Raw genomic sequence first — 24,950 nt, 5'->3', positions numbered from 1 at the left:
TACCTCCTGTTCTATTTGTGATCTGTGACCTTCTTGGCAATGGATGAATCGACAAGTTGTTTGTACGGGATAAATTCCGGCAGTTCACCACTTGCCTTCATGATTTCCTGTAATTTGTTCCATTCCTCTTCATTTAGAAGAGGATCTGTTGCATAGGAGTTCTGCTGTTTGTAGCGTTTGATAGCTGTTGATAAGACATCAAGGTCTGTATCAGGAAATTGAGATTGGATTGTCTTGGCAATCTCCTCTGGACTCTTTGCTTTGACCCATTTTTGCGCTTTGTAAATGGCACGAGTAAAGGCTTCAGCTGTCTCTTTGTTTTCTTCTAAGTAACTCTTCTTTGCCATAAAGGTGGTATAAGGCACCTTGCCGGAAGCCTCACCAAAGGAGGCGGTAATGTACCCTTTGCCTTCTTTTTCAATTAAGGAAGCTGTCGGTTCGAATAACTGCACAAAATCGCCAGTTCCAGAGGAAAAAGCACCTGAAATGTTGGCAAAATCAATATTTTGAATCATGCGAAGATCTTGTTTCAAATCAATGCCTTCTTTTTTCAGGACATATTCACCGACCATTTGCGGCATGCCGCCTTTCCGTTGTCCGAGAAAGTCTTTTCCTTTCAATTGATCCCAAGAAAATTGATTGATTTTTTCCCTTGAAACAAGAAATGTACCGTCTGTTTGTGTCAGCTGTGCAAAGTTCATGACAGAGTCTTTCGTGTCTTGTGCTTCCACATAAATAGAAGATTCAGATCCGGTCAGAGCGATATCAGCGCCGCCGGATAAGAGAGCTGTCATTGTTTTATCGCCGCCCCAAGTGGTTTTTAATTCAACCTCTAAGCCTTCATCTTTGAAAAATCCTTCGGAAAGGGCGACATAAAGCGGTGCATAAAAGACCGAATGGGTCACCTCGGCTACTTGTACGGTCTGCTCTTGGTCTTTTTTACAGGCGACAAATGGAATAAAGAGCAGGACAACGAATATGAATGCCAGTCTGACTTTAATGGAACGATTCAAGAGTAATTCGCCTCCTTTGTTCTAGATCACTAATTAAAGTATGTCAAAAGGGATTTTTGGTGAGTGCCTAGATGAAATAAGAAGCGCATTGTTTATTTATAGAACGTGTCTTTTTTTCTATACTAGAAGCATGAATGCTTTCTTGAATTTGGCAGAAATAAAGGAGCGGTTTCGTGTATAGATTGAGTTGGGTATTTGTTGGTTGGTATGTAGTAGGTCTTATTTTAATGGTCTTTTTTGAAGTGCCGGCATGGCTTCAGTTTGCGAATGGTATCTTTCTTGTGCTTTACGCCTGCTGCGTCATTGAGATTGGCCGAAATATTTACGGGGCATGGAGCTTTGTGATCGTAAGAGCAGCCATTGTGGGTGTGTTGACGTTTACAGTTGAATGGGTGGGGATCACAACTGATTTTCCATTTGGGGCCTATGATTATTATCCGACGCTTGGATTTCTTGTGGCGGGAGTGCCTTTGACGATCGCTTTTGCATGGGTTGGTGTGTTTTTAAATAGTCTTTTTTTATCAAGACAACAATCGAAGTGGAAACGAGCCGTCGAAACGGGTATATGGATTGTACTGCTTGATCTCATATTAGATCCGGTAGCGGCTGAACGAAAGTTTTGGGTGTGGTATGACGGCGGAGGTTTCTTTGGTATCCCTTTTGAGAATTTTGTCAGCTGGGGTATCATTGGAGCAGGACTTTCATTTCTGTTCCCGCTCGTATCAATTGATCAGCAGGCATTACGCTGGAATGGGCGTATTTATCAGGCCATGGTGTTCTTCTTTGGTCTTTTAGCATTAAAGGGCGGGCTGGATGTCATTTTTTATTTAGCAATGATCATTGTCATCTTGTGTGAAGGAAGGGTTCGATTTGAAAGAAAGCGACAAAAACCGATCGTTTAGACGACTCTTTTATTTTTATCTTGAACGATATTTACTGAACAAACATTTTCGCTGTGTCATGATGAAAGGTACGGTTGACCCAAAGGAGAAGCATCCTGTTCTTTATCTTGCTAATCACAGTTCATGGTGGGATGGACTGATCATTTTTCTTTTAATAGAACAAATGTCTGAGCTGGATCATGCCATGATGATGGAAGAGAAGCAGTTGAAGCAATATGCTTTTTTTCAAAAACTTGGTGCATTTCCAGTTCATAAAGAGAAGCTGAAAAGTGTCAAGCAGGCATTAATGACCGCAAAGGAGAAGATGGAGGCTGGCGGGGCTGTGTGGCTCTTCCCGCAGGGGAAAATTATGCACCAAGACATAAGGCCGCTTGAACTGGAAGGCGGAGCTTCTTTTTTAGTCAGGCAATTTGAGCAGGTCGTCATCAAACCTGTGACGCTGCATTATACATTTAATCAATTTCAAAAACCGACGGTATCGGTTGAGTTTGGAGAAGATGTCCTAGTAGCTGGCGGATCACTTCGGAGTAAGGAAGTAACAAGTTTACTCGGAGACCTGCTTGAAACACAGTTAAACGCACATCAAGCACAGGTTATTGCTGATCCAGATTTTTCAACAAACGAACAATTTAGGCAGGTGACAAGGACAAGCCGGTCAACTAGTGATGCGTTTGATTCCTTTAAAAAGTGGGTGAAAACATGGCGGTCTTCTTAATTGTCATCAGTGTTTTGCTGCTCTGCCAATTGATGTTTACGATTTGGAATATGAAGCAATTTCCTGTACTCAAGCCAGCATCTCTTTCACCTGATGAACCCATTTCATTATCGATCCTCATTCCAGCGAGAAATGAAGAAAAACGGCTGGAAGCCTGCCTTCAGTCGATTGTTGATCAGCGTCTCCATCCAAAAGAGTTGATCGTGCTGGATGATCACTCGACAGATCAAACGAGAATGATTGCAGAGGGCTTCGCAGAGACATATCCATGGATTCGCGTGCAGTCAGGTCAAGTATTGAAGCGCGGCTGGCTTGGAAAATCATATGCTTGTTCCCAGCTTGCTGAGGCAGCATCTTCTGATTGGCTGTTATTTTTAGATGCAGATGTCCGCTTAAAACAAGGAGCTATTGAAGCGGTGTACAAGCAGTTATGCATACAAAAAACGGGCATGCTTTCAGGTTTCCCAGAGCAAAAAACGGGAACGCCTTTTGAGCATCTTGTCGTTCCTATGATGATGTTTACGATTGGCTGTCATCTGCCAGTGAAGTGGGTCAGAACATCTCAACATCCTGCTTTTGCCGCAGCACATGGCGGCTTTATTGCCATTGAAAAGAACTGTTATCACGAAATAGGTGGTCATGAAGCGATCAAGGATTCTCTTGTGGATGATATGGCTTTGGCTAAACGAGTGAAAGCGAAGGGCTTTCCGTTCACACTGGCAAGTATTCATTCTTTTGTCTACATGAGAATGTATGAGAGTGGACAGGAAGTATGGGAAGGATATCGGAAAAATTTGTTCCCGGGAGTGAATCGAAACATTGCTTTGTTAAGCAGTGTCTTTTGTTTATACTCCGTCCTTTATGTAGTTCCTGTTATCTGCTTTATGATCGCACTGATTCATTTTGATGTGGTCAATCTCTGTTTAGCCCTTCTTTGCTACGGGCTGGGTGTATCCATTAAAGCGGTCATTGATATCGAAAATGGAAGAACGTCTACGATGGCCTTTTTATTGCCTGTCAGTATCATGAGCCTGATTGCCATTGGTTTTGCTTCTATGAAAATTGGGCTGAAAAAAGAAGGCTATGAATGGAAAGGAAGAAGGTACGAATGAAAAAAGTGATCATTATTGGCGGCGGACTTGGCGGGTTATCGGCTGCGATTCGCTTACAGTCACGCGGTTTCCAGGTCACCATTTTAGAAAAAGAAGCTTCTTTAGGCGGGAAATTACAACGCCATCAAGCGTCTGGCTACTCTTTTGATTTAGGACCGAGTACCATTACAATGAAGGCGTATTTTGAGGAAGTATTTACCTCCTGTCATAGACGAATGGAGGATTATGTGACGTTTTATCCGATTTTCCCCCTTACTAAAAACGTTTTTTCAGATGGACATACGGTCGAGTTTACGCCAGATATTGAGCAAATGGAATCACAAATTGCAGTTTTTAGTCCAGAGGATGCAAAGCAATACCGGGCATTTTTACAGGAATCGAAGAAGCTTTTTCAAATGGCAGAGGATCAGTTTTTAAATCGTTTGTTATTGACCTGGAAGGATAAAGCGGATGTCAAGCTAATGAAAGCCCTTCTTGCTGTGAAACCTTTTACATCTGTTCAGCGCTTGCTGCGTCAATATTTTCGTCATCCTCATACATTGGCGATGTTTGGCCGGTATGCGACTTACATTGGCTCTTCTCCATACGAGGCTCCTGCTATTTTTAATATGATGGCTTATTTAGAAGGAGAAAAAGGCATTTATGGTATTAAGGGCGGTACGTATCGTTTAGTTGAGGCATTTGAGACACTGGCAAAGGAATTGGGTGTCCAAATTCATCTCAATGAATCGGTCAAAAAGATTCATGTAAAGAATAAACGAATCCAAGGAGTTGAAACGGATCAGCAGATATATGAAGCAGATCAAGTCATTGCGGGGGCAGATGCACTGACTGTTTATCGCCAATTAATTGATGAAGAAGACCGCCCGAGCTTTGGAAATCAAAAACTGGCAAACATTGAGCCATCGTTATCAGGTTTTGTTCTTTTGTTGGGCGTCCCTAAAGTCTATGAACAACTGTCTCATCACAACGTGTTTTTTCCAGAGAATTATGAACAAGAATTCAAGGATATTTTTCAAAAAAAACAGCTTCCTCATGATCCGACGCTTTACATCTGTTATTCAGGTCATTCAGAGCCAGCTTTAAGCGGAGGACCAGGAAGAAGTAACTTGTTTGTATTGGCCAATGCGCCATATGTGACAAAAGAGCAAAATTGGGACATGCTAAAGGAGACATATGGCCAGCATATGAAAACAAAACTAAAGGAAAAGGGTCTCTTTGATCTTGACCAGCTTGTAGAATTTGAAGCGGTACAAACCCCGCTTGATTTGCAGCAAAAAACGGGAGCGTATCATGGGGCCATTTATGGCATGTCGTCAAACTCATTCAAGCAGGCATTTTTTCGCATCAATAATCAATCAAAGGATATTGAAGGACTTTGGTTTGTTGGTGGCACAAGTCATCCAGGCGGCGGCACTCCGATGGTGACAAAATCAGGCCAGCTCGTCGCAGAGGCCATTATCAAGCATTTAACGTAACACCGAATGAAAAGGAGAGAATTCAAGTGATTGTGGAAAAGAGAAGGTTCCCGTCGCCACATCCGCATATTCACTTATATACAGTGACATATGAGGCCGATGGACTTCGGATGAAGGGGCTGCTCGCTGAACCGGCCGGAGAAGGTCTCTATGACGGTTTTTTATATTTACGGGGCGGCATTAAAAATGTGGGAATGGTTAGACCTGGCCGAATTGTGCAATTTGCTGCGCAAGGGTTTGTCGTCTTTGCGCCCTTCTACCGAGGGAATCAAGGAGGCGAAGGGAACGAGGATTTTGCCGGAGAAGATCGGAAAGATGCATTTGCTGCATTTCAGCTGTTGAAACATCATCAAAAGGTGAAGCAGGAGCGCATTCATATCTTTGGTTTTTCCCGCGGCGGAATTATGGGCATATGGACCGCTGTTGAAATGAAGCATGAGGCCGCTTCCTTTGTGACATGGGGAGGCGTAAGTGATATGAAGCTCACCTATGAAGAACGTGTGGATATGAGAAGAATGATGAAGCGTGTGATAGGAGGTCCTCCGCATAAGGTACCAGAAGCATATGAGGCTAGAACGCCTTTGAATCATGTGCACCAAATTGAAGCACCTGTCCTAATCATTCATGGGGAGCTGGATGAGAATGTATCCATTGAGCATGCGTATTTATTAGAAGATGCCCTGCGTCAGCATGGCAAGTCTGTGGAAACATGGTATTTTCACGGATATCATCATTATTTCCCGCCACAGCATAACCGGGAGATTGTCAGACGGTTGACGACATGGATGCACAGCCGAAAAGGCGGAAATGTGGTAAAATAAACGGTAGAAAGAAATATAGAAAGTAGGGGGATTTTCATTATGGGAATGCCTGTTGAATTTAATACAATGATTGTCACAAAAGGAAAAGAGACAAGAATTGAAGAAAATGTGTTTGAGCTCATGAAGGAAGGGTACCGCATTTATCCATTAAATATTCCGCTTGAGGTGCGTAAAACGAAAGACGGAGAAAAAACAGGGACAGCACATGTTGAAAAGCTGGAGCTCACAGACAATGTCACGAAGGTGACGTACCGTCTTGTGTCATTACATTCAACGAACTAAAAAAGCTGAGGGATCATTCCCTCAGCTTTTTCCTTTTGATTAGACGAGTGGTCCGCCTTTTGCTTCAATATCACTTGCTGCATGGCTGAATTTTTTGAAGTTCTTTTTAAATTCATTTGCAAGGAAGTTTGCTTTTTCTTTGTAAGCCTCTTGATCGTCCCATGTTTTAGCAGGCTGAAGCACTTCATCTGGCACTCCTGGAATATGAAGCGGGATGTGTAATCCGAAGATGTCGTCAGTGATCATTTCAGCGTTGTCAAGATCGCCTTCGATCGCTGCCTGCACCATTGCTCTTGTATGAGCAAGATTCATTCGTTTGCCCGTACCGTAGCCGCCGCCAGTCCAGCCTGTATTCACAAGGAATACTTTTGCGCCGTGCTCATCGATTTTTTTACCAAGCATTTCAGCATAGACATGAGCAGGAAGTGGTAAGAATGGTGAACCAAAGCAAGTAGAGAACGTTGTTTCTGGTGACGTCACGCCACGCTCAGTTCCCGCTAATTTACTTGTGTAACCGCTCAAGAAGTGGTACATGGCTTGTTCTTTCGTTAAACGGCTGATTGGAGGTAAAACGCCGAATGCATCAGCTGTTAAAAAGACGATGGCAGATGGGTGACCTGCAATACTTGGTTTCACGATGTTATCAATCATTTCGATTGGGTAAGCCGCACGTGTATTTTCAGTAAAGAATGTGTCATCATAATCTGCTTCACGTGTTTCTTCATCAAGTACTACATTTTCAAGCACTGATCCGAAGCTGATGGCTTTGTAAATTTGTGGTTCTTTTTCTTCACTTAAGTTCACACATTTTGCATAGCATCCGCCTTCAATATTGAAGACACCTGTGTTAGACCAGCCATGCTCATCGTCTCCAATCAGCTTGCGGCTTGCACTTGCAGAAAGCGTCGTTTTTCCAGTACCTGAAAGGCCGAAAAATAAAGCAACATCGCCTTCTTGACCGACGTTAGCAGAGCAGTGCATTGATAAAATATCTTGTTCAGGAAGCAGGTAGTTCATAACAGAGAAAATGGATTTTTTCATCTCTCCTGCATATTCTGTTCCACCGATCAGAATCGTCCGTTTTTCAAAAGAAACGATAATAAACGTTTCAGAGTTTGTGCCATCTGTTTCAGGATCTGCTTTAAAGTGAGGTGCAGATAAGATGGTGAAAGGTTTTTCGTTTGATGATGGTGTTGATCCATCAGGTCTGATGAATAGCTGCTTTGCAAAGAGATTGTGCCAAGCGAATTCATTTACAACTGTAATTGGCATACGGTATTTTTCGTCAGCACCTGCAAAACCATCAAAGACAAATAGTTCATCACGTTCTTTTAAGTATGACACAACCTTTGTATATAAACGATCAAATGCCTCTTTCGAGATCGGCTGATTGACTTGACCCCAATCAATTTTATGTTCAGAGTTTTCTTCTTTTACGATGAATTTATCTTTAGGCGAACGTCCAGTGTAGGCACCCGTTGTGGCGCGGACAGCACCAGTTGAAGTTAAAACGCCTTCATTACGTGCCAAAATCTTTTCAACAAGTTTCGGAACAGATAAATTTTGGTGCGTATTTTCTAATGAGAGCAATGACTGCAAATCTTCTTTTAAATCCACTGAGTTCATAAAAAAACCCTTCCTTTACCGTTGAATTTGTTTGTTTTGATTAGTATAACACATTGATAATAATAGTCTATACTATTTAAACATTTTTGTGTGTGTTTTTTCATTTCTGCTATGAAAATATGCTTTTTGGTGATGCTAATGATGAGGTGAAAAAAAGGGGAGATAATTCCTATGAACCATTGACATGACGCAAGGGTTTAAGATAAGATATCTTATTGAACGGATACTCTTATCCCGAGTTGGTGGAGGGACAGGCCCGATGAAGCCCAGCAACCGGTTTCTTATGAAAAAGGCATGAACATGCTGAGAAACCAAGGTGCTAACCTGATGCAAGGTACAAGAACACCTTGAGCGATAAGAGTGAAAGGCATGCGATCTCAGACCCTTTCCTCGCAATGAAGGAAATGGTTTTTTTATTTTTGGGATATCATATGAACAAATTGCCAATAACATCTCTAATATAAACATGTTGAAATATAAGAGGGAACGAGTTCCGTATCATATTGGAGGCCTCATCTTGGGATGATGTGGTCTTGTACAGGAGGAAATAGCCATTATGAGTCAAAATCGTCGTTTATTTACTTCAGAATCAGTGACCGAAGGACATCCAGATAAAATCTGTGATCAAATTTCAGACAGCATTTTGGATGAAATTTTAAAGAAAGATCCAAATGCACGTGTTGCCTGTGAAACTTCTGTAACAACCGGTCTCGTATTAGTAAGCGGTGAGATTACAACGTCTACTTATGTCGACATTCCAAAGACGGTGCGTGACACGATTAAGGAAATTGGCTACACACGTGCGAAATATGGTTTTGATGCGGAAACATGTGCGGTTCTTACATCAATTGATGAACAGTCTGCTGATATTGCGCAAGGTGTAGACAAAGCGCTTGAAGCACGTGAAGGAACAATGACTGAAGAAGAAATTGATGCAATCGGTGCAGGTGACCAAGGTCTGATGTTTGGTTTTGCAAACAACGAAACTGAAGAGCTTATGCCACTGCCGATTTCTCTTGCACATAAATTATCTCGCCGTTTAACAGAAGTACGCAAGAATGAAACACTTGCATACCTTCGTCCAGACGGAAAAACTCAAGTAACAGTTGAATATGATGAACAAAACAAACCAGTTCGTATTGATACGGTGGTTATTTCTACACAGCATGCACCAGAAGTGACGCTTGAACAAATTCAAAGCGACTTAAAAGAGCATGTCATCCGCCCTGTCGTTCCAAGTGAACTGATCGATGAAGAAACAAAATACTTCATCAACCCAACAGGCCGCTTTGTTATCGGTGGACCTCAAGGGGATGCTGGTTTAACTGGACGTAAAATCATCGTTGATACTTATGGCGGGTATGCTCGTCACGGTGGCGGTGCTTTCTCTGGTAAGGATGCAACGAAGGTTGACCGTTCTGCAGCATATGCGGCTCGCTATGTAGCGAAAAACATCGTAGCAGCTGGTCTTGCAGATTCATGTGAAGTACAGCTTGCTTATGCAATTGGTGTTGCACAGCCTGTCTCCATTTCAATTGATACATTTGGAACAGGAAAAGCCTCTGAAGAGAAATTAATTGAAGTGGTACGTGCAAACTTTGATCTTCGTCCAGCTGGCATTATTAAAATGCTTGACTTACGTCGTCCGATCTATAAACAAACCGCTGCATACGGACACTTTGGCCGTCATGACTTGGATCTTCCATGGGAAAAAACGGATAAAGCCGACACGCTTCGCAAGGAAGCATTAGGAGAATAACAACATACAAAACCGCTTATTTTAAGCGGTTTTCCTTTTGATTAAAAAAAATTCTACAAAAAGCGTAAAAATGTGAAACAAAATTGGACAAAATACTGTCTAATTATAGGTCTACTTTTAAGAAATAACATAACGTGGAGGCAATAATATGTGTGGGTTTGTTGGTGTATTTAATCACCGTCCATTGTCCGAAACTACTGAGCAGGAAGAGTTAATTAAGCAAATGAATCGTCTCATCGTTCATCGAGGTCCGGATGATGAGGGGTACTTTCATGATGAGCATGTAGGATTTGGATTTAGACGTTTAAGTATTATAGATGTTGAACACGGAAAGCAGCCGCTTTCTTATGAAGATGAAAAATATTGGATTATTTTCAACGGAGAAATTTATAACTATGTGGAGCTGAAAGAAGAGCTTGTGAAAAAAGGCTATACGTTCAGCACAGATTCTGATACGGAAGTCCTTCTTGCCACATATCGCCACTATAAAGAAGAAGCGGCATCGAAGCTTCGCGGGATGTTTGCATTTTTAATTTGGGATAAAGAAGCGCAGTTATTATATGGCGCAAGAGATCCTTTCGGCATTAAACCGCTCTATTTTACACAATTGGATGACCAAGTGTACTTTGCTTCTGAACGCAAAAGCTTAATGGCTGTGAATGAGAACATTTTATTTGATGAGACTGCTTTGCAGCAGTACATGTCTTTTCAGTTCGTTCCTGAGCCAAATACACTTGATCAAAAAGTGCACAAAGTCGAGCCAGGTCATCAGTTTACACTGCGTCCAGGCCAAGACATTGCATTTAAGACTTACTGGAAAGTTCAATTCAAACCTGAACAAACACAAGAGCAGAAATTAGTAGAAGAAGTACGTGATGCTATCTATGATTCTGTAAAAGTCCACATGAGAAGTGATGTGCCTGTTGGTTCATTCCTATCAGGCGGGATCGATTCTTCTTTCATCGTGTCGGTCGCAAAGGAATTTCACCCTGAACTGAAGACATTCTCTGTTGGTTTCCAGCAGGATGGATTCAGTGAGGTAAATGTAGCAAAAGAAACAGCTGATAAGCTGGGATTGCAAAACTTTAGTGCTGTGATTTCTCCTGAGGAATATATGAATGAGCTTCCAAAGATCGTCTGGCATTTAGATGATCCTTTGGCTGATCCAGCGGCGATTCCATTGTATTTCGTGGCAAAAGAAGCGAAAAAACAAGTCACAGTTGTTCTTTCAGGTGAGGGAGCAGACGAGCTGTTCGGTGGATATAATATTTACCGTGAGCCGCTATCTCTAAAGCCTTTTGAATCTGTACCATCCATGCTGAAAAAGCTTCTTCTTCGTCTGGCTCGTTTAATGCCAGAAGGAATGAAAGGGAAAAGCTTTATCGTTCGCGGCTGTACGCCATTAGAGGAACGTTATATCGGCAATGCGAAAATCTTTGAAGAGCCAGTGAAGAAAAACCTCTTAAAGCAGTATGATCCGAACATCACGTATCGTGACGTGACGAAAACATACTTCGAGGAAAGTGCAGGCTACAGCGATATTAACAAAATGCAATATGTTGATATCCATACGTGGATGCGCGGGGATATCCTGCTGAAAGCAGATAAGATGACAATGGCGAATTCTCTTGAGCTTCGTGTTCCATTCCTTGATAAGGTCGTATTTGAAGCAGCTTCTAAAATTCCAGAAGAGTTGAAAACGAAAGACGGCACAACGAAATATTTATTGCGTAAAGCAGCAGAAGGCATTGTGCCGGACCATGTGTTAAACCGTAAAAAACTAGGTTTCCCTGTTCCAATTCGTCATTGGCTGAAAAATGAGATGAACGCTTGGGCGAAAGATATCATTAAAAACAGTCAGACAGATGAATACATTAACAAGGCATATGTTCTTGATTTATTAAATGATCATTGTGCTGGAAAAGCAGATCATAGCCGTAAGATTTGGACTGTCCTGATCTTTATGATCTGGCATAGCATCTATGTAGAGCGCAGCATTGATCCAGAGCAGTTGAATCACCAGCCGAAAGAAGTTATTTTTAGCTAATGAAAAAGGTTTTCAGCTTTGTGCTGAAAACCTTTTTTGTCATGATAGAAAGTAGTGGAAAAGGGTAAAATAACAAGCGGTACACAGTTATTGCTTAATATCCTGAAAAAAACATGATAAAGTGAAGATACATGTATGATGTTAACGCGATAAAAGGGAACGATAGTATTGTCCTTTTTCTACATATTCTCTGCGGATACGATCCATGTCTTGGATATCTTCATCTGTTAACTGGCGAACGACTTTGGCTGGACGGCCAAAAGCGAGTGAACCTTTTGGGATGACTTTTCCTTGCGGGACAAGGCTACCTGCACCAATAAAGGCTCCTTCGCCAATTTCCGCACCATCGAGAATGATGGAACCCATGCCAATGAGGGCATTTTTTCGAATGATAGAGCTATGTAATGTGACTTGGTGTCCAATGGTAGCACCATCTTCAATAAGAAGTGTTTTTCCAGGACTTTGATGCAGACAGGATAAGTCTTGAATGTTGACGTTTTTTCCAATTCTCACAGGAGCTACATCGCCTCTAATGACCGTTTGGAACCAAACGCTTGAATATTCTCCAATTGTGACATCACCTGTAATGGTGGCGTTTTCTGCAATAAAGACCGATTCATGAATCTCAGGTGTAAACTGATGATATGGATAAATCACTTTTTCGACTTCCTTTCTTAATACAACATTTGTGAGGTGTTTACTTTGTGGACTTGGCATGCTGAAAGACCGGTTGGTACAATTGTCATTGTACATGGTGCTAGTGAATATCATGGCCGATATAAATGGCTGATCGAAATGTGGCGAAATGCAGGCTATCACGTCGTCATGGGTGACCTGCCTGGGCAAGGGACATCGACACGTGCGAGAGGCCACATTCGTTCTTTTCAAGAATACATTGATACAGTGGATGAATGGATTGAACATGCGAAGTCGTTCAGACTTCCGACATTTTTACTTGGACATAGTATGGGGGGACTGATTTCGATTGAATGGTTCAAGCAGTATACCCATACGAAGATTGATGGCCTTATTTTATCATCACCTTGTTTAGGTCTGCAATTTAAACCGAAGAAGCTGATGGATTTTGCGTCAAAAGGGCTAAATGTGCTGGCGCCGTCTTTTAAAGTCGAATCTGGGCTGTCGATCGAACTTGCTACACGGAATCAAGATGTGATAGAGGCAGATTCCAATGATTCGCTTTATGTGACGAAGGTGTCGGTTCGCTGGTATCGAGAACTGGTGAAAAATATCGATGCGGCGATGCAGCCAACGAATGTCTTTCGGTCGATTCCACTCCTGCTCATGCAGGCAGGCGATGACAAGATTGTAGATAAAACAAGAGTGATGAAATGGTTCAATGGCATTGAATCAACCAATAAATCATACCGTGAATGGGAAGGGCTTTATCATGAAATTTTTAATGAGCCCGAGCGAGAAGATGTGTTTAAGGCGGCAAGAGCCTTTACTGATCAATATATTTGATTGTGAGCTTAAGTTGGGGGTGGATTGATTTGTCAGTACCAGAACGTCCTTTTGCACTGATGACGAAGGTGTATAAAGATATTTTTCCGCTAGTTCATCAGGAGCTAAAAAAGTGGCGGGCGCATGCAGAAATGATTGAAAATGAAGAACTGAGAACGCAGGCACTAGCGAGCATATCCAGTAAAACCTTTCACTGTGAAGGCGGGGGAATTTTATCTCTTCTTGCAGGTGAAGCGAAGGAAACGTGTATTGAATTCATTGTGGCGTACCAAACGATTAGCGATTACTTAGATAACTTGTGTGACCGCAGTACATCACTTGATCCAAAGGATTTTCATATGCTGCATCAAGCGATGAGAGATGCACTCGATATTCATGCGGAGCTTAAGCCGTATTATCAATTCCGTGATGATCAAGAGGATCATGGGTACTTGCATGCGCTAGTCAGGACGTGCCAAGATGTGCTGTCACGTCTAGCGCATTATCCGATCATTCAGCCCTATTTACATACGCTGTGTGATTATTATAGTGATTTACAAGTACATAAGCATGTGGTTCCTCATGAGCGTGAACCTCGATTAGAGTCATGGTTCCGCCAGTATGAAAAGGATTTACCAAAGATGGAGTGGTATGAGTTTTCCGCATGTGCAGGATCAACGCTGGGTATTTTCTGTCTTGTGGCTTATGCACTGCAGCCTGATTTTACAGAGAAGCAGGCGAAGCAAATTTACGAAAGCTATTTCCCTTATATTCAAGGTCTGCACATCTTACTGGACTATTTAATCGACCAAGAAGAGGACAGGCTGGAAGGCGATTTAAATTTTTGCTCGTACTACAACTCTCATCATGAGATGATGGATAGACTACAGCATTTTATTGAAAAAGCGGATGAACAGCTGAAAGGCATTCCACACGAGAATTTTCACAAACTAATCAATAGAGGGTTACTTGCGGTCTATTTGTCTGATGAAAAAGTGACAGCTCAAAAAGAGATGAACAAGCTGGCAAAGCGGTTGATCAAATCAAGCGGGAAAACATCGTTCTTTTTCTATATCAATGGCAGAGCCTATCGAACCTATCAGAAAATGCCTTGGATGAAATCTTCTTAACGTATAAAATAAGCTCATCAGCTTGTAGAAAATGTTTTTCTACAAGCTTTTTTGTTTTGAACTGTTTCGCTTTAGACCATGTACAGTTCTTTTATGATTACAATCCTCTTATTTGCTGCCGATATTATTCTTAGTGTACGAAAAGTAGGAGAAAAGTATGAATTGAATGAATCGTATCTACTCCTTATGACGTATATTTGTTGAAAAACTTAAAAAAGGGGAAGGTCGAATATGTCGTTTTTTAAAAAGTTTGCAGCAAGTGTAGGAATCGGTGCAGCAAAAGTGGATACAATTTTGGAGAAAGATGCGTATGAACCGGGAGAAGAAGTAAAGGGAACAGTCCATGTGAAGGGCGGAAAAGTGCCTCAAGATATTCGCTATATTGATTTAAAGTTGAAAACATGGTACACCATTGTAAAAGATGATGAAGAGCAACGAAAACACACAACCATCCATTCTGTCCGAGTGACTGAATCATTCACGATTCAGCCTGCGAAAGCTCAGCAGTTTACATTCTCGTTTCACCTTCCTCTTGATACTCCAATGACTGTAGGTAAAGTAGAGGTGGCTGTTGTGACAGACCTTGATATTCAAGGTGGTATTGATAAATTTGATCATGACCGCATTTTTGTAAGCGCGCACCCTTGGGTGAAACGTGTGCTTGAAGCTGTTGGAAACTTAGGCTTTCACCTTCATGAAGCAGACTGTGAAGAAGCACCTTATTTTAGGCGCCGCCTTCCCTTTGTTCAAGAGTTTGAGTTTATACCGACTTCCGATTATTATCGTCAAATGCTTGATGAGTTAGAGGTGATTTTCTTCATTGATGAAGAGGGGCTAGATCTCATTTTTGAAGTTGACCGTAGAGCAAGAGGGCTGCGTGGCTGGCTGGAAGAAATGTATAATGACGGAGAACAGCTTGTACGTGTCCGCTTTACTCGATCAGAGCTTGCAGATGCAGAAGAGCTGGAAGTAGTGCTTGAAGAAATCATTGACCAATACGCTTATTAAATAATAAAACTCAAATCCATTAAGAGGATTTGAGTTTTTTTTCGATGGCTACCACGAAGGGCGGATCGTTTTGAATATTCATGTATTGATAAGATATCACCTGTACTTCTTCGTGATGGAGTGTTTTGCAATAATCAAGGAGGATGTCCTTCTCTTTTTTTCCTTCGGGGTGCCCGTGGTAAATCACAAGAACGATCAGACCACCAGGCTTAAGCCAATCAATGAGCTGTTTGATCGCTTCAATGGTCGTATGGGCCTGAGTCGTGACGGCTTTATCGCCTCCTGGTAAGTACCCAAGATTGAACACTGCACCAGATATGTGGCCATAAGCATCCGCTGGCAGATGCTCAGCAAGTTGTTCATGTCCGTCATGGATCAGGTGAACGTAAGGGTAGTGCTCACCGAGTCTTTTGCTTGTTTGCTCAATGGCTTCCTTCTGTACATCGAATGCGAAAACTTGTCCATCCTTCCCGACAAGGTCAGCTAAATAGCGTGTATCATGCCCATTCCCCATCGTTGCATCAATGACAATATCGCCTTTTTGACAAGCACGCTCTAACAGCTCTTTACTAAAAGGGAGCATCCGTTTTAAAATCATTTTGCCGCTTCTTCCAATCTGACGAAACGTTTGCCTTGGTAGCTGTTACGTCTTTCAAGCTCAGCATTAATGGCATTGAGCACTTCCCATTTATTCACACTCCACATTGGACCTACCATTAATTCAATGGGACCATCGCCTGTAATACGATGAATAATCATTTCTGGGGGCAGGATCTCCAGCTGATCACAGACAAGCTGGACATATTCCTCTTGGCTGAGAAACTCTAGTTTGCCTTTCTCATATTGCTTTACCATCGGTGTTCCTTTTAACAGGTGAAGTAGATGAATTTTAATTCCTTGCACATCTAAATCAGCGACAGCTTTTGCTGTCTCCATCATCATATCTCGGTTTTCAAGAGGAAGACCGTTGATGATATGTGAACAGACTCGAATGCCATGTTTTCGCAGTTTTTCTACACCTTCTACGTAGCATTCATAATCATGGGCACGGTTGATGAGCATCGCTGTCCGCTCATGTACAGTTTGTAGACCAAGTTCAACCCATAGATATGTCCGTTCGTTTAACTCAGCTAAATATTCCACGACGTCATCTGGCAGGCAATCAGGTCTTGTGGCAATCGATAAACCAACCACTCCATCCAGATTCATGACGGTTTCGTATTTTTCTTTTAAAACAGGAAGCGGCGCATGTGTGTTTGTGTAAGCTTGGAAATACGCCATGTATTTTCCGTCTTTCCATTTTGTATGCATCCGATCCTTGATTTCATTAAATTGAGTGATGAGATCATCCGCCCGGTTCCCTGCAAAATCACCAGATCCTGCTGCGCTGCAAAATGTGCAGCCTCCATGTGCGACAGTACCATCACGGTTTGGACAATCAAAGCCGCCGTCTAATGCGACTTTAAATACTTTATGACCAAAGTGCTCACGCAAATGATAATTCCATGTGTGATAACGTTTCTCGCTGTTTGAATATAAAAAAGGGTTATGCTGATCCAAGTCAGTAACCTCCTTGCATAATAGGCATCCTTAAAGTTTAACAAAAATCACGAAAGAGGACAATTGAATCTGTCCAACATTTTCTTTAGTGAAAAAGCTTTACGTGGGCAAAATAGGCGAGAGCAATGATGAAATGGAGGGATGGCTAGATGGCAACTAGAAAATCAATCGATGAATTTGTCCAAAAAAGCACTGAGACTCTTGAGTTTGCAAGCGAACAGTTTGATTTGAGCTCTCGCCAAGAACATTATAACGTAGAAGAATTTTCAAAAGCGCAGCTCATGCTTGAGGATGCGGTGAATGAATTAGAAAAGTTAAAAGATGTCGCCAATGATCAGCAAAGAGAACGTTTAGACAGAACGCGTGTACAAATTCAAAGTCTGCAAAACCAAATGATTTTAGGTATTTCATACGAGAACGAATGATGAACAGATCCTTCTTTTAAGGGTCTGTTTTTATTTTTTGGCTGTTTTCGCAAAGTTGTTTTTGGATAAATAGGTTTTTGTTCTGTTAAAGTATGTTATATATAGAAATTGCAAATATCTTCAAGGGGGTAGAAGAAATGTTGGAGACTCTTCCTGATTGGTTTTGGGCATTATATTACTTGTTTTTCTTAGCAACATTAGGAACCGCAATATTCAGTGTTGTGAAAAATAAACATAGGGGATTGTCCATTCTAACCATTGTATTTACTGTTACAATTCCGATTATTAGCCTGATAAATAGCATTGGTAGAGTAGAAGGAATGAATGAATTTGAACACTTATTTAGTCAATTGCGACAGGGTGCAGTTTGGTCTATCTTTACAGTTATAGGCTATATATTTTTATTAGTATGGTGGGTGCTAATCCTGTTCAAAAGCAAGTCCAAAAACAAAGTAATAGTATCTAATTAAAACATTGTAGAGACCTCAATATTCGGGGTCTTTTATTATGCACTTTTTCAGGCGATTATGAAAGTTATTAACGTGTTGAACACCCTAAACCAGAAGCAAACCTGGCTTCCGAAAGCTTTTAAGTAGCTTCGTCATTTTATCTGGTTCGTCTGCCTATTTTTTTCTAGAGTCTCTTGACTTTTCAATCAAGTGTCTATATTGTATTAAGTGTACTACATCAACTAATACACTACAGACACTTAAACGTGAAGAAAGGTGTTTAACCATGAAAAAAGAAAAAAAACCAATCAATTTAAAGTGGATGGTGCTGGCTGTTGCGTTAGCATGTACATTTTTTTTCGTTCTCGTTTTCATTGGTTTTGAAGTTCAAAAAGATTTTATTCCAAATTCGGTCCCTTTAATGCAAGGACATGATCAAGCGATAGGACTGCAAAAGCATGAATGAGAAAAGAGGGAGCCATCATGATTCAAATAGATCCAAGAAGCGCTGCACCAATATATGAACAAATCATTGAGCAGTTAAAAATTTTGTGCTTAAAAGGCGTGATGAAACCAGGTGACAAACTGCCTTCTGTGAGAGAGCTTGCCACCATTATTATTGCGAATCCAAACACCGTCAGCAAAGCGTATAAAGAGCTTGAACGGGAAGGAATTATTGAAACATTAAGAGGTCGTGGAACGTATGTGACAGAAGGTGCACAGTTAAAGCTGAATGAAGGGAAGGTGTTAGAGATGAAGGAGCAATTAAGGCAACTCATTATTGAAGCTCATTATGCCGGTATTGATATTCATCAACTCAAAGAGTGGCTGGAGGAGATCAGCTCAAGTCTAAAAGGAGGAAAACAAGTTGATTGAGGTCAGAAATGTATCAAAGAAATTAAATGGACGCGAAGTACTCAGCAACGTTTCCTTCAAGATAGGCGAAGGAGAGATCTTTGGTCTGCTTGGCCGGAATGGCTCTGGTAAAACAACACTTCTTCGCTTGATTCAGCAAATCCTTCTTCCAGATGAAGGAGAGATTTATTTTAAAGATGTACTCGTAAAAGACCACCCGTTAGTGAAGCAAAATATTGTGTATATGCCAGTCGTAAATCCCTACTTTGACCGGTACAATTATGGACAGCTTGTGAAGCTGTTAAAACAACTGTATCCAAAGTTTGACGTGACATATGCCAATGAGCTTGTGAACCGGTATGAGATTCCGGAAAAAGTGAAATACCGGGAATTGTCGACAGGTTTAAAGAAACAGCTATCCCTCATTTTAAGTTTTGCCATCAAACCAGCAGTCATTTTGTTAGATGAGCCGACAGACGGGATTGATGCAGTCACAAGAAATGACGTTCTTCAGCTGATGATTGACGAGGTGGCAGAACGACAAACAACGATTTTAATTACATCTCACCGTTTAGAGGATATTGAGCGTATGTGTAACCGAATCGGGTTTTTGGAAGGAAATCAGCTCACAAGTGTTATGGATTTAGATGAATTAAAGAATGACTACGTTAAAATCCAGATGGCATTTGAAGAGGATATGAACTTAAGTATTAGAAAAAAAGGCGTTGCCATTTTAGATCAAGCGGGTGTGTTCTATACAGCACTTGTACTCAAAACAGATGAAGAAGCAAAAGAGTATTTGAAATCGCTTGAACCAAAAGTGTGGCATGAACTGCCTGTAAATTTAGAAGAAGTATTCATTGCGAAGTTTGGAGGGAAACGCAGATGGTAAAGCGGCAATTGTTATATAAGGAATGGAAGCAGTCTGAGCTGACATTCATTTTAGTGATGCTTGTTGCGGTATTTGCGACGCCATTATCCTTTTTAATGGAATACTCATCCTTTCAAGATTGTTTAGAAAACCGAGAATGTCTAATGGATACAACAACATTCACTTATATTTTTAAGACGGACGCATTTCTCTCACTTTCATGGGTCATGGGAATATTTTTTGCTGTGATTCAGCTAGGATTTGAAAGAAATAAAGGGCAGATGGACTTTACCGTATCCTTGCCGTTTAGTAGAAGTTCCATCTTTCACACAAAGTTTTTCTTAGGTGCTGGAATTATTGCAAGTGTTCATGCTGTTTCATACCTTCTCATTTATTTATTAAAATTAGGTCTTGGGCCAATAGAGACACCTGGATTTAACAGTCATTATTTCTCTGCGTTGTTGTCAGCCTTGATGATCTATAGTTTGTTTTTTGCAGCAGGTGCTTTAACAGGGAGTGCTATTTCTCAAGCAATCGTTGGATTTAGTACAGCTATTTTACCTTACTTAGTGATTGGTTTACCAATCCTTCACTTAGATTTTATCTTTAAAACAAGCGGGATGTGGCTGGATAAAATCTTTAATTTTTTGATCACGCCCATTTCCCCCATTACTTATATTACAGCTAACAGTTTTTATCAGGAATATCGGCTTTGGTTCAATGGTGAAGAATACATCGTTCCAATTGTCATGATGTTGCTATTTTACCTTATTGGCTTGTTTAGCTTTATTAAACATCCAATTGAACGAAATGGCCGATTCTTCCTTTATTCAATAATGGATCGCCCAATTCAAATTATGGTGATCGTGTTTGGCGTCTTAGGGTTTGGCTGGGTTGGTTTCTCCTCAGATTCATTAATTGGATATTTTGTTGGGATGTGCATCGGTGGAGCTGTAGGCGCACTGACGAGTTATTTCTTAATCTATCGAAAAAGATAAACAGAGAGCAGGGGAGTAGAGATGATTCAAATTCAATCGTTAGATCATGTGTTTAAAATTGGGAAAAAGGGCAGGGAGAACGAGATTCCTGTGCTCAAAGACATTGACTTGTCTATTAAAAGAGGCGAAATTGCATGTATCGTCGGACGAAGCGGTTCGGGGAAATCCACTTTACTGAATTTAATATCGGGGTATATTACGCCAACAAGCGGACAAATTATGGTTGATGGCACCAATGTGACCGGCTTTAATGAGAAAGAATGGGCAGACTTTCGGTTAGATCATTTTGGCTTTATCTTTCAAAGCTTTCAATTGATCGGGAGTTTAACAACATATGAGAACGTTGAACTTCCGCTCACTTTAAAAGGTGTGAAGCCGTCTGAGCGAAAAGTGAAAGTAAAGGAAATGCTGAAACGAGTTGGACTGGAACATCACGCAGGACATTATCCTAATGAACTATCAGGTGGACAGCAGCAGCGTGTGAGTATTGCAAGAGCCTTGATCCTTAATCCGTCTATTATTTTAGCAGATGAACCAACAGGCAGTCTGGATTCAGAAACTGAAGGCGAAATTCTAGCCTTTATCCAGCAGCTCAATCGTGAAAAAGGAATTACATTTGTCATCATTACACATGACGATGAAGTCGCTTCAATCGCAGACACAACGTTCCAGCTTCATGATGGTGTATTAAAGAAAGGGGATCAGTCCATTGAAATTTAGAGATCAGGTCAAATTCATCAGAAGAAATATGAAGAAAAATAGATTGCGTGTGTTTATGACCATACTTGCAACGACAATGGCATGCTCTTTCTTAATCGTTCTAGCGTCAGTTGGTTTTGGTCTGCAAAAATCGGCTCAAGATGAAATCATGAAACAACAAATTATCACAGAAATTAAAGTGTTAGGCAAAGAAAAAGGTGACGTCAAGGTTGACGATTTAAAGAAATATGATCATGCGAAATCTGTCGTTGCAAGAACGTCAATCATTCCATCGGTTCACGTCGAGCTCGATAATCGCTCAAGTGATACGCAGGCTGTACTGACAGATATGAAAGAAGAAAAAGAGGCAGGCCTTGAACTAGACCGTGGAAAAGTCCCAACATCGGCGAATGAAATTGTAGTTGGGTATCAAATGGCAGAACAACTTTGGACGGAAAAAGAACGAAAAGACTATGAAAAAGAAATGAATCAGACATCAAATGGTGAAGAGACACCGGAAGAGCCAAAAGGCTATACGAAGGAAATTTTAAACAAAGTCATTCAAATCAAGGTGCCGAAACTGAATGAAGAAAATGAAGTGGTGAAAGAAAAGACGTTCGATTTCCGTGTCGTCGGTGTATTGAAGAAACCGAATTTGGAGTGGCAGCAGGATCATAAAATTCTTATTCCGAATGCTTATGAAAAAGAATTTAGTCAAGTGCTCGATCTGTCTCCTGATGCAGGAAATGTCGAAAAAATGACGTCTGTCTATGCTGATAAGTTCGACAATGTCGGTGCGCTCACAGATAAGCTGACAGATGACGGCTATCAAGTCATCTCTGTGACGAATCAGCTTGAAGGAATGGATATGTTCTTTACAGTCTTTAAAATTGGACTCATCTTTGTTGGATGTATTGCGGTGATTATTTCGGCGATCGGCATTTTCAATACGATGACAATGGCCGTAACAGAGCGGACACAAGAGATTGGGATCATGAAAGCCATCGGTGCGAATCCTTCCATTATTAAGCGAATGTTCCTCATGGAAAGTGCTTATATTGGGGTGATTGGATCGATCATCGGGATTATCATCTCGTACATCGTTAGTTTTGCAGTGAATTTAATCATTCCAGCGATTTTGTCTTCCATGTCTGAAGGGGGATCAAGTGATCAATTCTCGATCACCTTCTCCTATATTCCGCTAAGCCTTGTGGTCACAGCAACAGTGATTAGTGCAGGAGTCGCCATTATTTCTGGACTCAATCCAGCACGTAAAGCGACAAAAACGAATGTATTAACAGCATTAAGAAGAGAAATTTAAAGAAGAACCTCCTGTACCTATATTGGGCTGACAGGAGGTTTTTTTATCGTCAAAAGATGTTTATTGCTTTGGTGCCCGGTACCCTGCACGCTCAGCTTCTTCTACGGAGCAGAACATTTTGGTCACGTTTTTTGTCCGTGAGTAGTATCTGCTGCTCGGTGTGTGATATATGCCGTTGACACTTCCTTTAATATTACAGGCGGCAGATTCTTTTTTTGTTTCTTTTTGTGACTCATGACCGCCAGTATTCGACCCATCATCTTTAGGAGCAGATCGCTGGGCCGATGACGTGGTGTCTTTGTTTACTTTCTGGTGTTCTTTTTTGAGTGTTTCGTTTGTAGAGGTGAGCTTGTCTATTTTCTCTTCAAGCTCATGGATGGTTTTTTCTTGCTGTTTGACTGTCTTCTTTTCGGAGGTGATGGTTTCTAATTTCTTGGATAGCTTTTCTTTTTCTTTGGTCACGTCTTCTAAAGAGGCCGTCAGCGTTTCTTTGTCTTCCTTTAGACGAGAAATGTCAGATGCTAATTGTTTTTGCTCTTTCAGCAGCTGTTCAGAAGATGGATCTGCTTGTGCTTTCGGAGCACCTGTGCCGGCAAACGGTAATGACATAATAGAAAAAACAAGACCAATGGTCAAAAAAGGATAGAAGAGTTTTTTTGAAAAGATTTGTTGATTTTGGTGTTTAAGTAATAAATAATTGACGGCATATCCTATGGCGAAACAAATACATAAAAGACCTATGATGAGTAACATCATCATCTGGCAGCCCCCCTATATCGCTATTTACACCTATCATACCTCATTTTTCCATTTTGGGGAGCGGTTCAATTAAAAAAACCCTGTTTAAACAGGGTTTTCAGCTAATGGCAATCCTTTGATTGCTTCTTTTACCGTTAAATAAGTGATCGTATTCTGGAAGTCTGTATCTAAGTCTTTCATTTTCATCGCAAGCTGTGGTTTGATCCCAGTGATGATGAGTTCAGTTCCAGTTAAGTTCAGCAGGTGATGCAGTTTGAAAATTCGCGCTGCAACGGAATCATCGACATCAATTAAACCAGAAAGATCGACAATTAAATAATCATCCTTTGAATCTTCTAATATACAAGTTAACTTCGCGACGATAGCATCAAAGCGTTCTTCTGATAATTTTCCGATGAGTGGAAGAGCGGAAACACCATTTTTGATTGGGACAATTGGCGTCGACAGAGAGGTGACTTCCTGTAAGGAATCTTCTAGGAGTTGTTCATATTCTTTCTGCTTTGTAATGTCCTTTTGAAAGCCAATAAAAAATGTTTTGTCATCTTGTTCAATGTATAGAGGGTCTATATTGAGTTCATTCCAAAAAAAAGTACCGTCTTTTTTATAATTTTTGAGCTGTGTGGTAATAGGTGTTTTGTTTTGAATTCCGTGACGTATTAAGGCAAGTTGCTCTTGATTTGTGTCTTTTCCTTGGAGGAATCGACAATTACGTCCAAGAATCTCATCTGGTTTATATCCAGTCATTTGTGTAAAGCCATGATTCACATAAACGATAGGGTTATCCTCTAAAGAAGGGTCTGTAATGACAACACCAATCCGCGCATGATCCAGCGCTTTTTTTATGAGTTCAAGCTGTTTTTGCAAGCCGAAGATGTTCGAGCTGACCATATTACCCTCCTTTGCTGCTGCTATCAGACATTTAAGATGGTTTTTTTAAAACCAAATGAATTCTTTTTAAACGTAACATAACATATGTTCTGTTTCAATGATTGCAATCGCTTTGTTAAATTTGTCATCATAGTTTGTCCTCCATTAGAATAGAGTAAGTAAGGAGACTTTTCATTAGAAAAAGAAGGAATCATTTGAGGATAATTCATAAAATGACAAAAATAGTTAATATGGATTAGGTGAAAATGATTCCAATGCATCAAGATTGTTTTTGGGTCATTCACATATAATGGAAGAAACAAGCTTTTTTTCTTCGTTAGAGAGAATAGACCTTTTACATGGATTATGACGGAACAGCAGAATGGCATTACAGGGGGCTGGACAGCCTGAAGTCGCTTTACTATTCTAAGGGCTTTAGGAAGGTGATGAAAATGCTGCAACAAGTCATTATTGCTTGCGCCATTGGAGGGGTCATGGGCATTCTCGGTCACGTAAAGAAAAAAGGCAGGCTAGAGAAGCCCAGAATGACAAAGAAGTTTATTTATCTAGGGTTTATTGAAGATTGGCTCGTTGGGATGATTGCTGCTACACTGCTTGTCTTATCCTCAAATCCCGAATCTAGTCTGCACTTGATCATCTTATCCATTATTTCAGGTTACGGAGGAGAAGCAGTTCTGCGAAGCTTCGATTTTGTGAGAGAAGAACGTTCACAGGATGCAGGCTCCAACCGTCATAACCGATCTCCACACGAATAATATCCTCACTTTACCC

The 24,950-nt window shown here is 40.9% G+C and carries 27 protein-coding genes and 1 riboswitch; of the genes, 20 read left to right on the top strand and 7 right to left on the bottom strand.

From position 1 onward, the window contains the following. Positions 1-11 precede the first annotated feature (11 nt). Positions 12-1,013, bottom strand: a complete 1,002-nt coding sequence (locus tag AC0VYC_RS13915) for an ABC transporter substrate-binding protein (RefSeq protein WP_024719321.1) — start codon at positions 1,011-1,013, stop codon at positions 12-14. A 173-nt stretch (positions 1,014-1,186) separates the two neighbouring features. Here AC0VYC_RS13915 and AC0VYC_RS13910 point away from each other — a divergent pair, with 173 nt between their 5' ends. From AC0VYC_RS13910 to AC0VYC_RS13885, 6 genes are read left to right on the top strand one after another with little or no spacing between them, the layout of a single operon-like run. Further along, positions 1,187-1,915 carry a carotenoid biosynthesis protein gene (locus AC0VYC_RS13910; protein WP_396485144.1) on the top strand — a complete coding sequence of 243 codons (729 nt, stop codon included), beginning with the start codon at positions 1,187-1,189 and terminating at the stop codon, positions 1,913-1,915. Continuing rightward, complete coding sequence (locus AC0VYC_RS13905; RefSeq protein ID WP_008342962.1) at positions 1,884-2,630, top strand: lysophospholipid acyltransferase family protein; 747 nt, start codon at positions 1,884-1,886, stop codon at positions 2,628-2,630. The genes AC0VYC_RS13910 and AC0VYC_RS13905 overlap by 32 nt, the downstream gene beginning before the upstream one ends. Beyond that, entirely contained in the window at positions 2,615-3,742 is a 1,128-nt protein-coding gene (locus tag AC0VYC_RS13900) for a glycosyltransferase family 2 protein (RefSeq protein ID WP_047945238.1), read from the top strand. The genes AC0VYC_RS13905 and AC0VYC_RS13900 overlap by 16 nt, the downstream gene beginning before the upstream one ends. Continuing rightward, a complete protein-coding gene (locus tag AC0VYC_RS13895; protein ID WP_335352208.1) occupies positions 3,739-5,220 on the top strand; it encodes a phytoene desaturase family protein in 1,482 nt (493 codons plus the stop codon). The genes AC0VYC_RS13900 and AC0VYC_RS13895 overlap by 4 nt, the downstream gene beginning before the upstream one ends. A 26-nt stretch (positions 5,221-5,246) precedes the next feature. Then, entirely contained in the window at positions 5,247-6,041 is a 795-nt protein-coding gene (locus tag AC0VYC_RS13890) for an alpha/beta hydrolase family protein (RefSeq protein ID WP_017367901.1), read from the top strand. Between the two features lie 39 nt (positions 6,042-6,080). Beyond that, on the top strand, positions 6,081-6,323 hold the full coding sequence (locus AC0VYC_RS13885) for a DUF2584 domain-containing protein (RefSeq protein ID WP_003217584.1): 243 nt from the start codon (positions 6,081-6,083) through the stop codon (positions 6,321-6,323). A 39-nt stretch (positions 6,324-6,362) separates the two neighbouring features. Here the strand turns inward: AC0VYC_RS13885 and pckA are convergent, their stop codons facing one another. After that, the gene (gene pckA / locus AC0VYC_RS13880) at positions 6,363-7,949 is read right to left on the bottom strand and encodes a phosphoenolpyruvate carboxykinase (ATP) (protein ID WP_007501908.1); all 1,587 of its coding nucleotides are present in this window, start codon (positions 7,947-7,949) and stop codon (positions 6,363-6,365) included. 226 nt (positions 7,950-8,175) lie between these two features. Next, a riboswitch (SAM riboswitch) is annotated at positions 8,176-8,310 on the top strand. A 195-nt stretch (positions 8,311-8,505) separates the two neighbouring features. Between pckA and metK the strand changes: the two genes are divergently transcribed. Then, positions 8,506-9,708 carry a methionine adenosyltransferase gene (metK, locus tag AC0VYC_RS13875; RefSeq protein WP_008342973.1) on the top strand — a complete coding sequence of 401 codons (1,203 nt, stop codon included), beginning with the start codon at positions 8,506-8,508 and terminating at the stop codon, positions 9,706-9,708. A 148-nt stretch (positions 9,709-9,856) separates the two neighbouring features. Continuing rightward, on the top strand, positions 9,857-11,755 hold the full coding sequence (gene asnB / locus AC0VYC_RS13870; RefSeq protein WP_475388692.1) for an asparagine synthase (glutamine-hydrolyzing): 1,899 nt from the start codon (positions 9,857-9,859) through the stop codon (positions 11,753-11,755). A 141-nt stretch (positions 11,756-11,896) separates the two neighbouring features. On the opposite strand, the gene AC0VYC_RS13865 is transcribed toward asnB, so the two are convergent. Further along, on the bottom strand, positions 11,897-12,412 hold the full coding sequence (locus tag AC0VYC_RS13865; RefSeq protein ID WP_268360648.1) for a gamma carbonic anhydrase: 516 nt from the start codon (positions 12,410-12,412) through the stop codon (positions 11,897-11,899). 45 nt (positions 12,413-12,457) lie between these two features. Between AC0VYC_RS13865 and AC0VYC_RS13860 the strand changes: the two genes are divergently transcribed. From AC0VYC_RS13860 to AC0VYC_RS13850, 3 genes are all read left to right on the top strand, one after another. Continuing rightward, positions 12,458-13,237, top strand: a complete 780-nt coding sequence (locus AC0VYC_RS13860; protein WP_019743683.1) for an alpha/beta hydrolase — start codon at positions 12,458-12,460, stop codon at positions 13,235-13,237. Between the two features lie 29 nt (positions 13,238-13,266). Next, entirely contained in the window at positions 13,267-14,346 is a 1,080-nt protein-coding gene (locus AC0VYC_RS13855; protein ID WP_017358359.1) for a tetraprenyl-beta-curcumene synthase family protein, read from the top strand. A gap of 231 nt (positions 14,347-14,577) precedes the next feature. After that, positions 14,578-15,354, top strand: coding sequence for a sporulation protein (locus AC0VYC_RS13850; RefSeq protein WP_039168344.1), 777 nt, complete (start codon positions 14,578-14,580; stop codon positions 15,352-15,354). 19 nt (positions 15,355-15,373) lie between these two features. Here the strand turns inward: AC0VYC_RS13850 and mnmM are convergent, their stop codons facing one another. Together mnmM and mnmL are read right to left on the bottom strand one after the other, a co-directional pair. Beyond that, positions 15,374-15,952, bottom strand: coding sequence for a tRNA 5-(aminomethyl)-2-thiouridylate-methyltransferase MnmM (gene mnmM / locus AC0VYC_RS13845; protein ID WP_475388689.1), 579 nt, complete (start codon positions 15,950-15,952; stop codon positions 15,374-15,376). Beyond that, positions 15,949-16,914, bottom strand: a complete 966-nt coding sequence (gene mnmL / locus AC0VYC_RS13840) for a tRNA modification radical SAM protein MnmL/YtqA (RefSeq protein ID WP_017358356.1) — start codon at positions 16,912-16,914, stop codon at positions 15,949-15,951. The genes mnmM and mnmL overlap by 4 nt, the downstream gene beginning before the upstream one ends. Before the next feature lie 149 nt (positions 16,915-17,063). Here mnmL and AC0VYC_RS13835 point away from each other — a divergent pair, with 149 nt between their 5' ends. From AC0VYC_RS13835 to AC0VYC_RS13800, 8 genes are all read left to right on the top strand, one after another. After that, positions 17,064-17,339: a YtzC family protein gene (locus tag AC0VYC_RS13835; protein WP_017367895.1), complete on the top strand. Its 276-nt coding sequence runs from the start codon at positions 17,064-17,066 to the stop codon at positions 17,337-17,339. Between the two features lie 137 nt (positions 17,340-17,476). Then, entirely contained in the window at positions 17,477-17,809 is a 333-nt protein-coding gene (locus AC0VYC_RS13830; RefSeq protein WP_061419967.1) for a hypothetical protein, read from the top strand. Between the two features lie 265 nt (positions 17,810-18,074). Further along, positions 18,075-18,254, top strand: coding sequence for a hypothetical protein (locus tag AC0VYC_RS13825; RefSeq protein WP_008342991.1), 180 nt, complete (start codon positions 18,075-18,077; stop codon positions 18,252-18,254). Positions 18,255-18,271: 17 nt separating this feature from the next. Further along, positions 18,272-18,664, top strand: coding sequence for a GntR family transcriptional regulator (locus tag AC0VYC_RS13820; protein WP_024719312.1), 393 nt, complete (start codon positions 18,272-18,274; stop codon positions 18,662-18,664). Beyond that, positions 18,657-19,535 carry an ATP-binding cassette domain-containing protein gene (locus AC0VYC_RS13815; RefSeq protein ID WP_007501894.1) on the top strand — a complete coding sequence of 293 codons (879 nt, stop codon included), beginning with the start codon at positions 18,657-18,659 and terminating at the stop codon, positions 19,533-19,535. The genes AC0VYC_RS13820 and AC0VYC_RS13815 overlap by 8 nt, the downstream gene beginning before the upstream one ends. Further along, complete coding sequence (locus AC0VYC_RS13810; protein WP_041093384.1) at positions 19,529-20,512, top strand: ABC transporter ATP-binding protein; 984 nt, start codon at positions 19,529-19,531, stop codon at positions 20,510-20,512. The genes AC0VYC_RS13815 and AC0VYC_RS13810 overlap by 7 nt, the downstream gene beginning before the upstream one ends. A gap of 21 nt (positions 20,513-20,533) precedes the next feature. Next, positions 20,534-21,232, top strand: a complete 699-nt coding sequence (locus tag AC0VYC_RS13805; RefSeq protein ID WP_007501890.1) for an ABC transporter ATP-binding protein — start codon at positions 20,534-20,536, stop codon at positions 21,230-21,232. After that, complete coding sequence (locus AC0VYC_RS13800) at positions 21,222-22,532, top strand: ABC transporter permease (RefSeq protein ID WP_008342997.1); 1,311 nt, start codon at positions 21,222-21,224, stop codon at positions 22,530-22,532. The genes AC0VYC_RS13805 and AC0VYC_RS13800 overlap by 11 nt, the downstream gene beginning before the upstream one ends. Positions 22,533-22,592: 60 nt before the next feature. Here AC0VYC_RS13800 and AC0VYC_RS13795 read toward each other — a convergent pair whose 3' ends face one another. Next, complete coding sequence (locus AC0VYC_RS13795; RefSeq protein ID WP_008343000.1) at positions 22,593-23,291, bottom strand: sunset domain-containing protein; 699 nt, start codon at positions 23,289-23,291, stop codon at positions 22,593-22,595. 84 nt (positions 23,292-23,375) lie between these two features. After that, on the bottom strand, positions 23,376-24,179 hold the full coding sequence (gene ytvA / locus AC0VYC_RS13790) for a YtvA family blue-light photoreceptor (protein ID WP_007501884.1): 804 nt from the start codon (positions 24,177-24,179) through the stop codon (positions 23,376-23,378). A 425-nt stretch (positions 24,180-24,604) separates the two neighbouring features. On the opposite strand from ytvA, the gene AC0VYC_RS13785 reads away from it, so the two are divergent. Further along, positions 24,605-24,934 carry a DUF4257 domain-containing protein gene (locus AC0VYC_RS13785; protein ID WP_008343006.1) on the top strand — a complete coding sequence of 110 codons (330 nt, stop codon included), beginning with the start codon at positions 24,605-24,607 and terminating at the stop codon, positions 24,932-24,934. Positions 24,935-24,950 lie beyond the last annotated feature (16 nt).

The sequence above is a fragment of the Bacillus sp. iso_77 genome (assembly GCF_056173625.1).
Note: the sequence above shows the minus strand (reverse complement) of the source record. Positions and strands in the feature narration are given on the sequence as shown.

Coding starts and splice junctions, on each gene's coding strand:
- AC0VYC_RS13900 (WP_047945238.1), top strand. CDS start 2,615: ATGGCGGTCTTCTTAATTGTCATCAGTGTTTTGCTGCTCTGCCAATTG.
- AC0VYC_RS13895 (WP_335352208.1), top strand. CDS start 3,739: ATGAAAAAAGTGATCATTATTGGCGGCGGACTTGGCGGGTTATCGGCT.
- AC0VYC_RS13885 (WP_003217584.1), top strand. CDS start 6,081: ATGGGAATGCCTGTTGAATTTAATACAATGATTGTCACAAAAGGAAAA.
- pckA (WP_007501908.1), bottom strand. CDS start 7,949: ATGAACTCAGTGGATTTAAAAGAAGATTTGCAGTCATTGCTCTCATTA.
- metK (WP_008342973.1), top strand. CDS start 8,506: ATGAGTCAAAATCGTCGTTTATTTACTTCAGAATCAGTGACCGAAGGA.
- asnB (WP_475388692.1), top strand. CDS start 9,857: ATGTGTGGGTTTGTTGGTGTATTTAATCACCGTCCATTGTCCGAAACT.
- AC0VYC_RS13850 (WP_039168344.1), top strand. CDS start 14,578: ATGTCGTTTTTTAAAAAGTTTGCAGCAAGTGTAGGAATCGGTGCAGCA.
- mnmM (WP_475388689.1), bottom strand. CDS start 15,952: ATGATTTTAAAACGGATGCTCCCTTTTAGTAAAGAGCTGTTAGAGCGT.
- AC0VYC_RS13835 (WP_017367895.1), top strand. CDS start 17,064: ATGGCAACTAGAAAATCAATCGATGAATTTGTCCAAAAAAGCACTGAG.
- AC0VYC_RS13830 (WP_061419967.1), top strand. CDS start 17,477: ATGTTGGAGACTCTTCCTGATTGGTTTTGGGCATTATATTACTTGTTT.
- AC0VYC_RS13825 (WP_008342991.1), top strand. CDS start 18,075: ATGAAAAAAGAAAAAAAACCAATCAATTTAAAGTGGATGGTGCTGGCT.
- AC0VYC_RS13820 (WP_024719312.1), top strand. CDS start 18,272: ATGATTCAAATAGATCCAAGAAGCGCTGCACCAATATATGAACAAATC.
- AC0VYC_RS13810 (WP_041093384.1), top strand. CDS start 19,529: ATGGTAAAGCGGCAATTGTTATATAAGGAATGGAAGCAGTCTGAGCTG.
- AC0VYC_RS13805 (WP_007501890.1), top strand. CDS start 20,534: ATGATTCAAATTCAATCGTTAGATCATGTGTTTAAAATTGGGAAAAAG.
- AC0VYC_RS13795 (WP_008343000.1), bottom strand. CDS start 23,291: ATGATGATGTTACTCATCATAGGTCTTTTATGTATTTGTTTCGCCATA.
- ytvA (WP_007501884.1), bottom strand. CDS start 24,179: ATGGTCAGCTCGAACATCTTCGGCTTGCAAAAACAGCTTGAACTCATA.
- AC0VYC_RS13785 (WP_008343006.1), top strand. CDS start 24,605: ATGAAAATGCTGCAACAAGTCATTATTGCTTGCGCCATTGGAGGGGTC.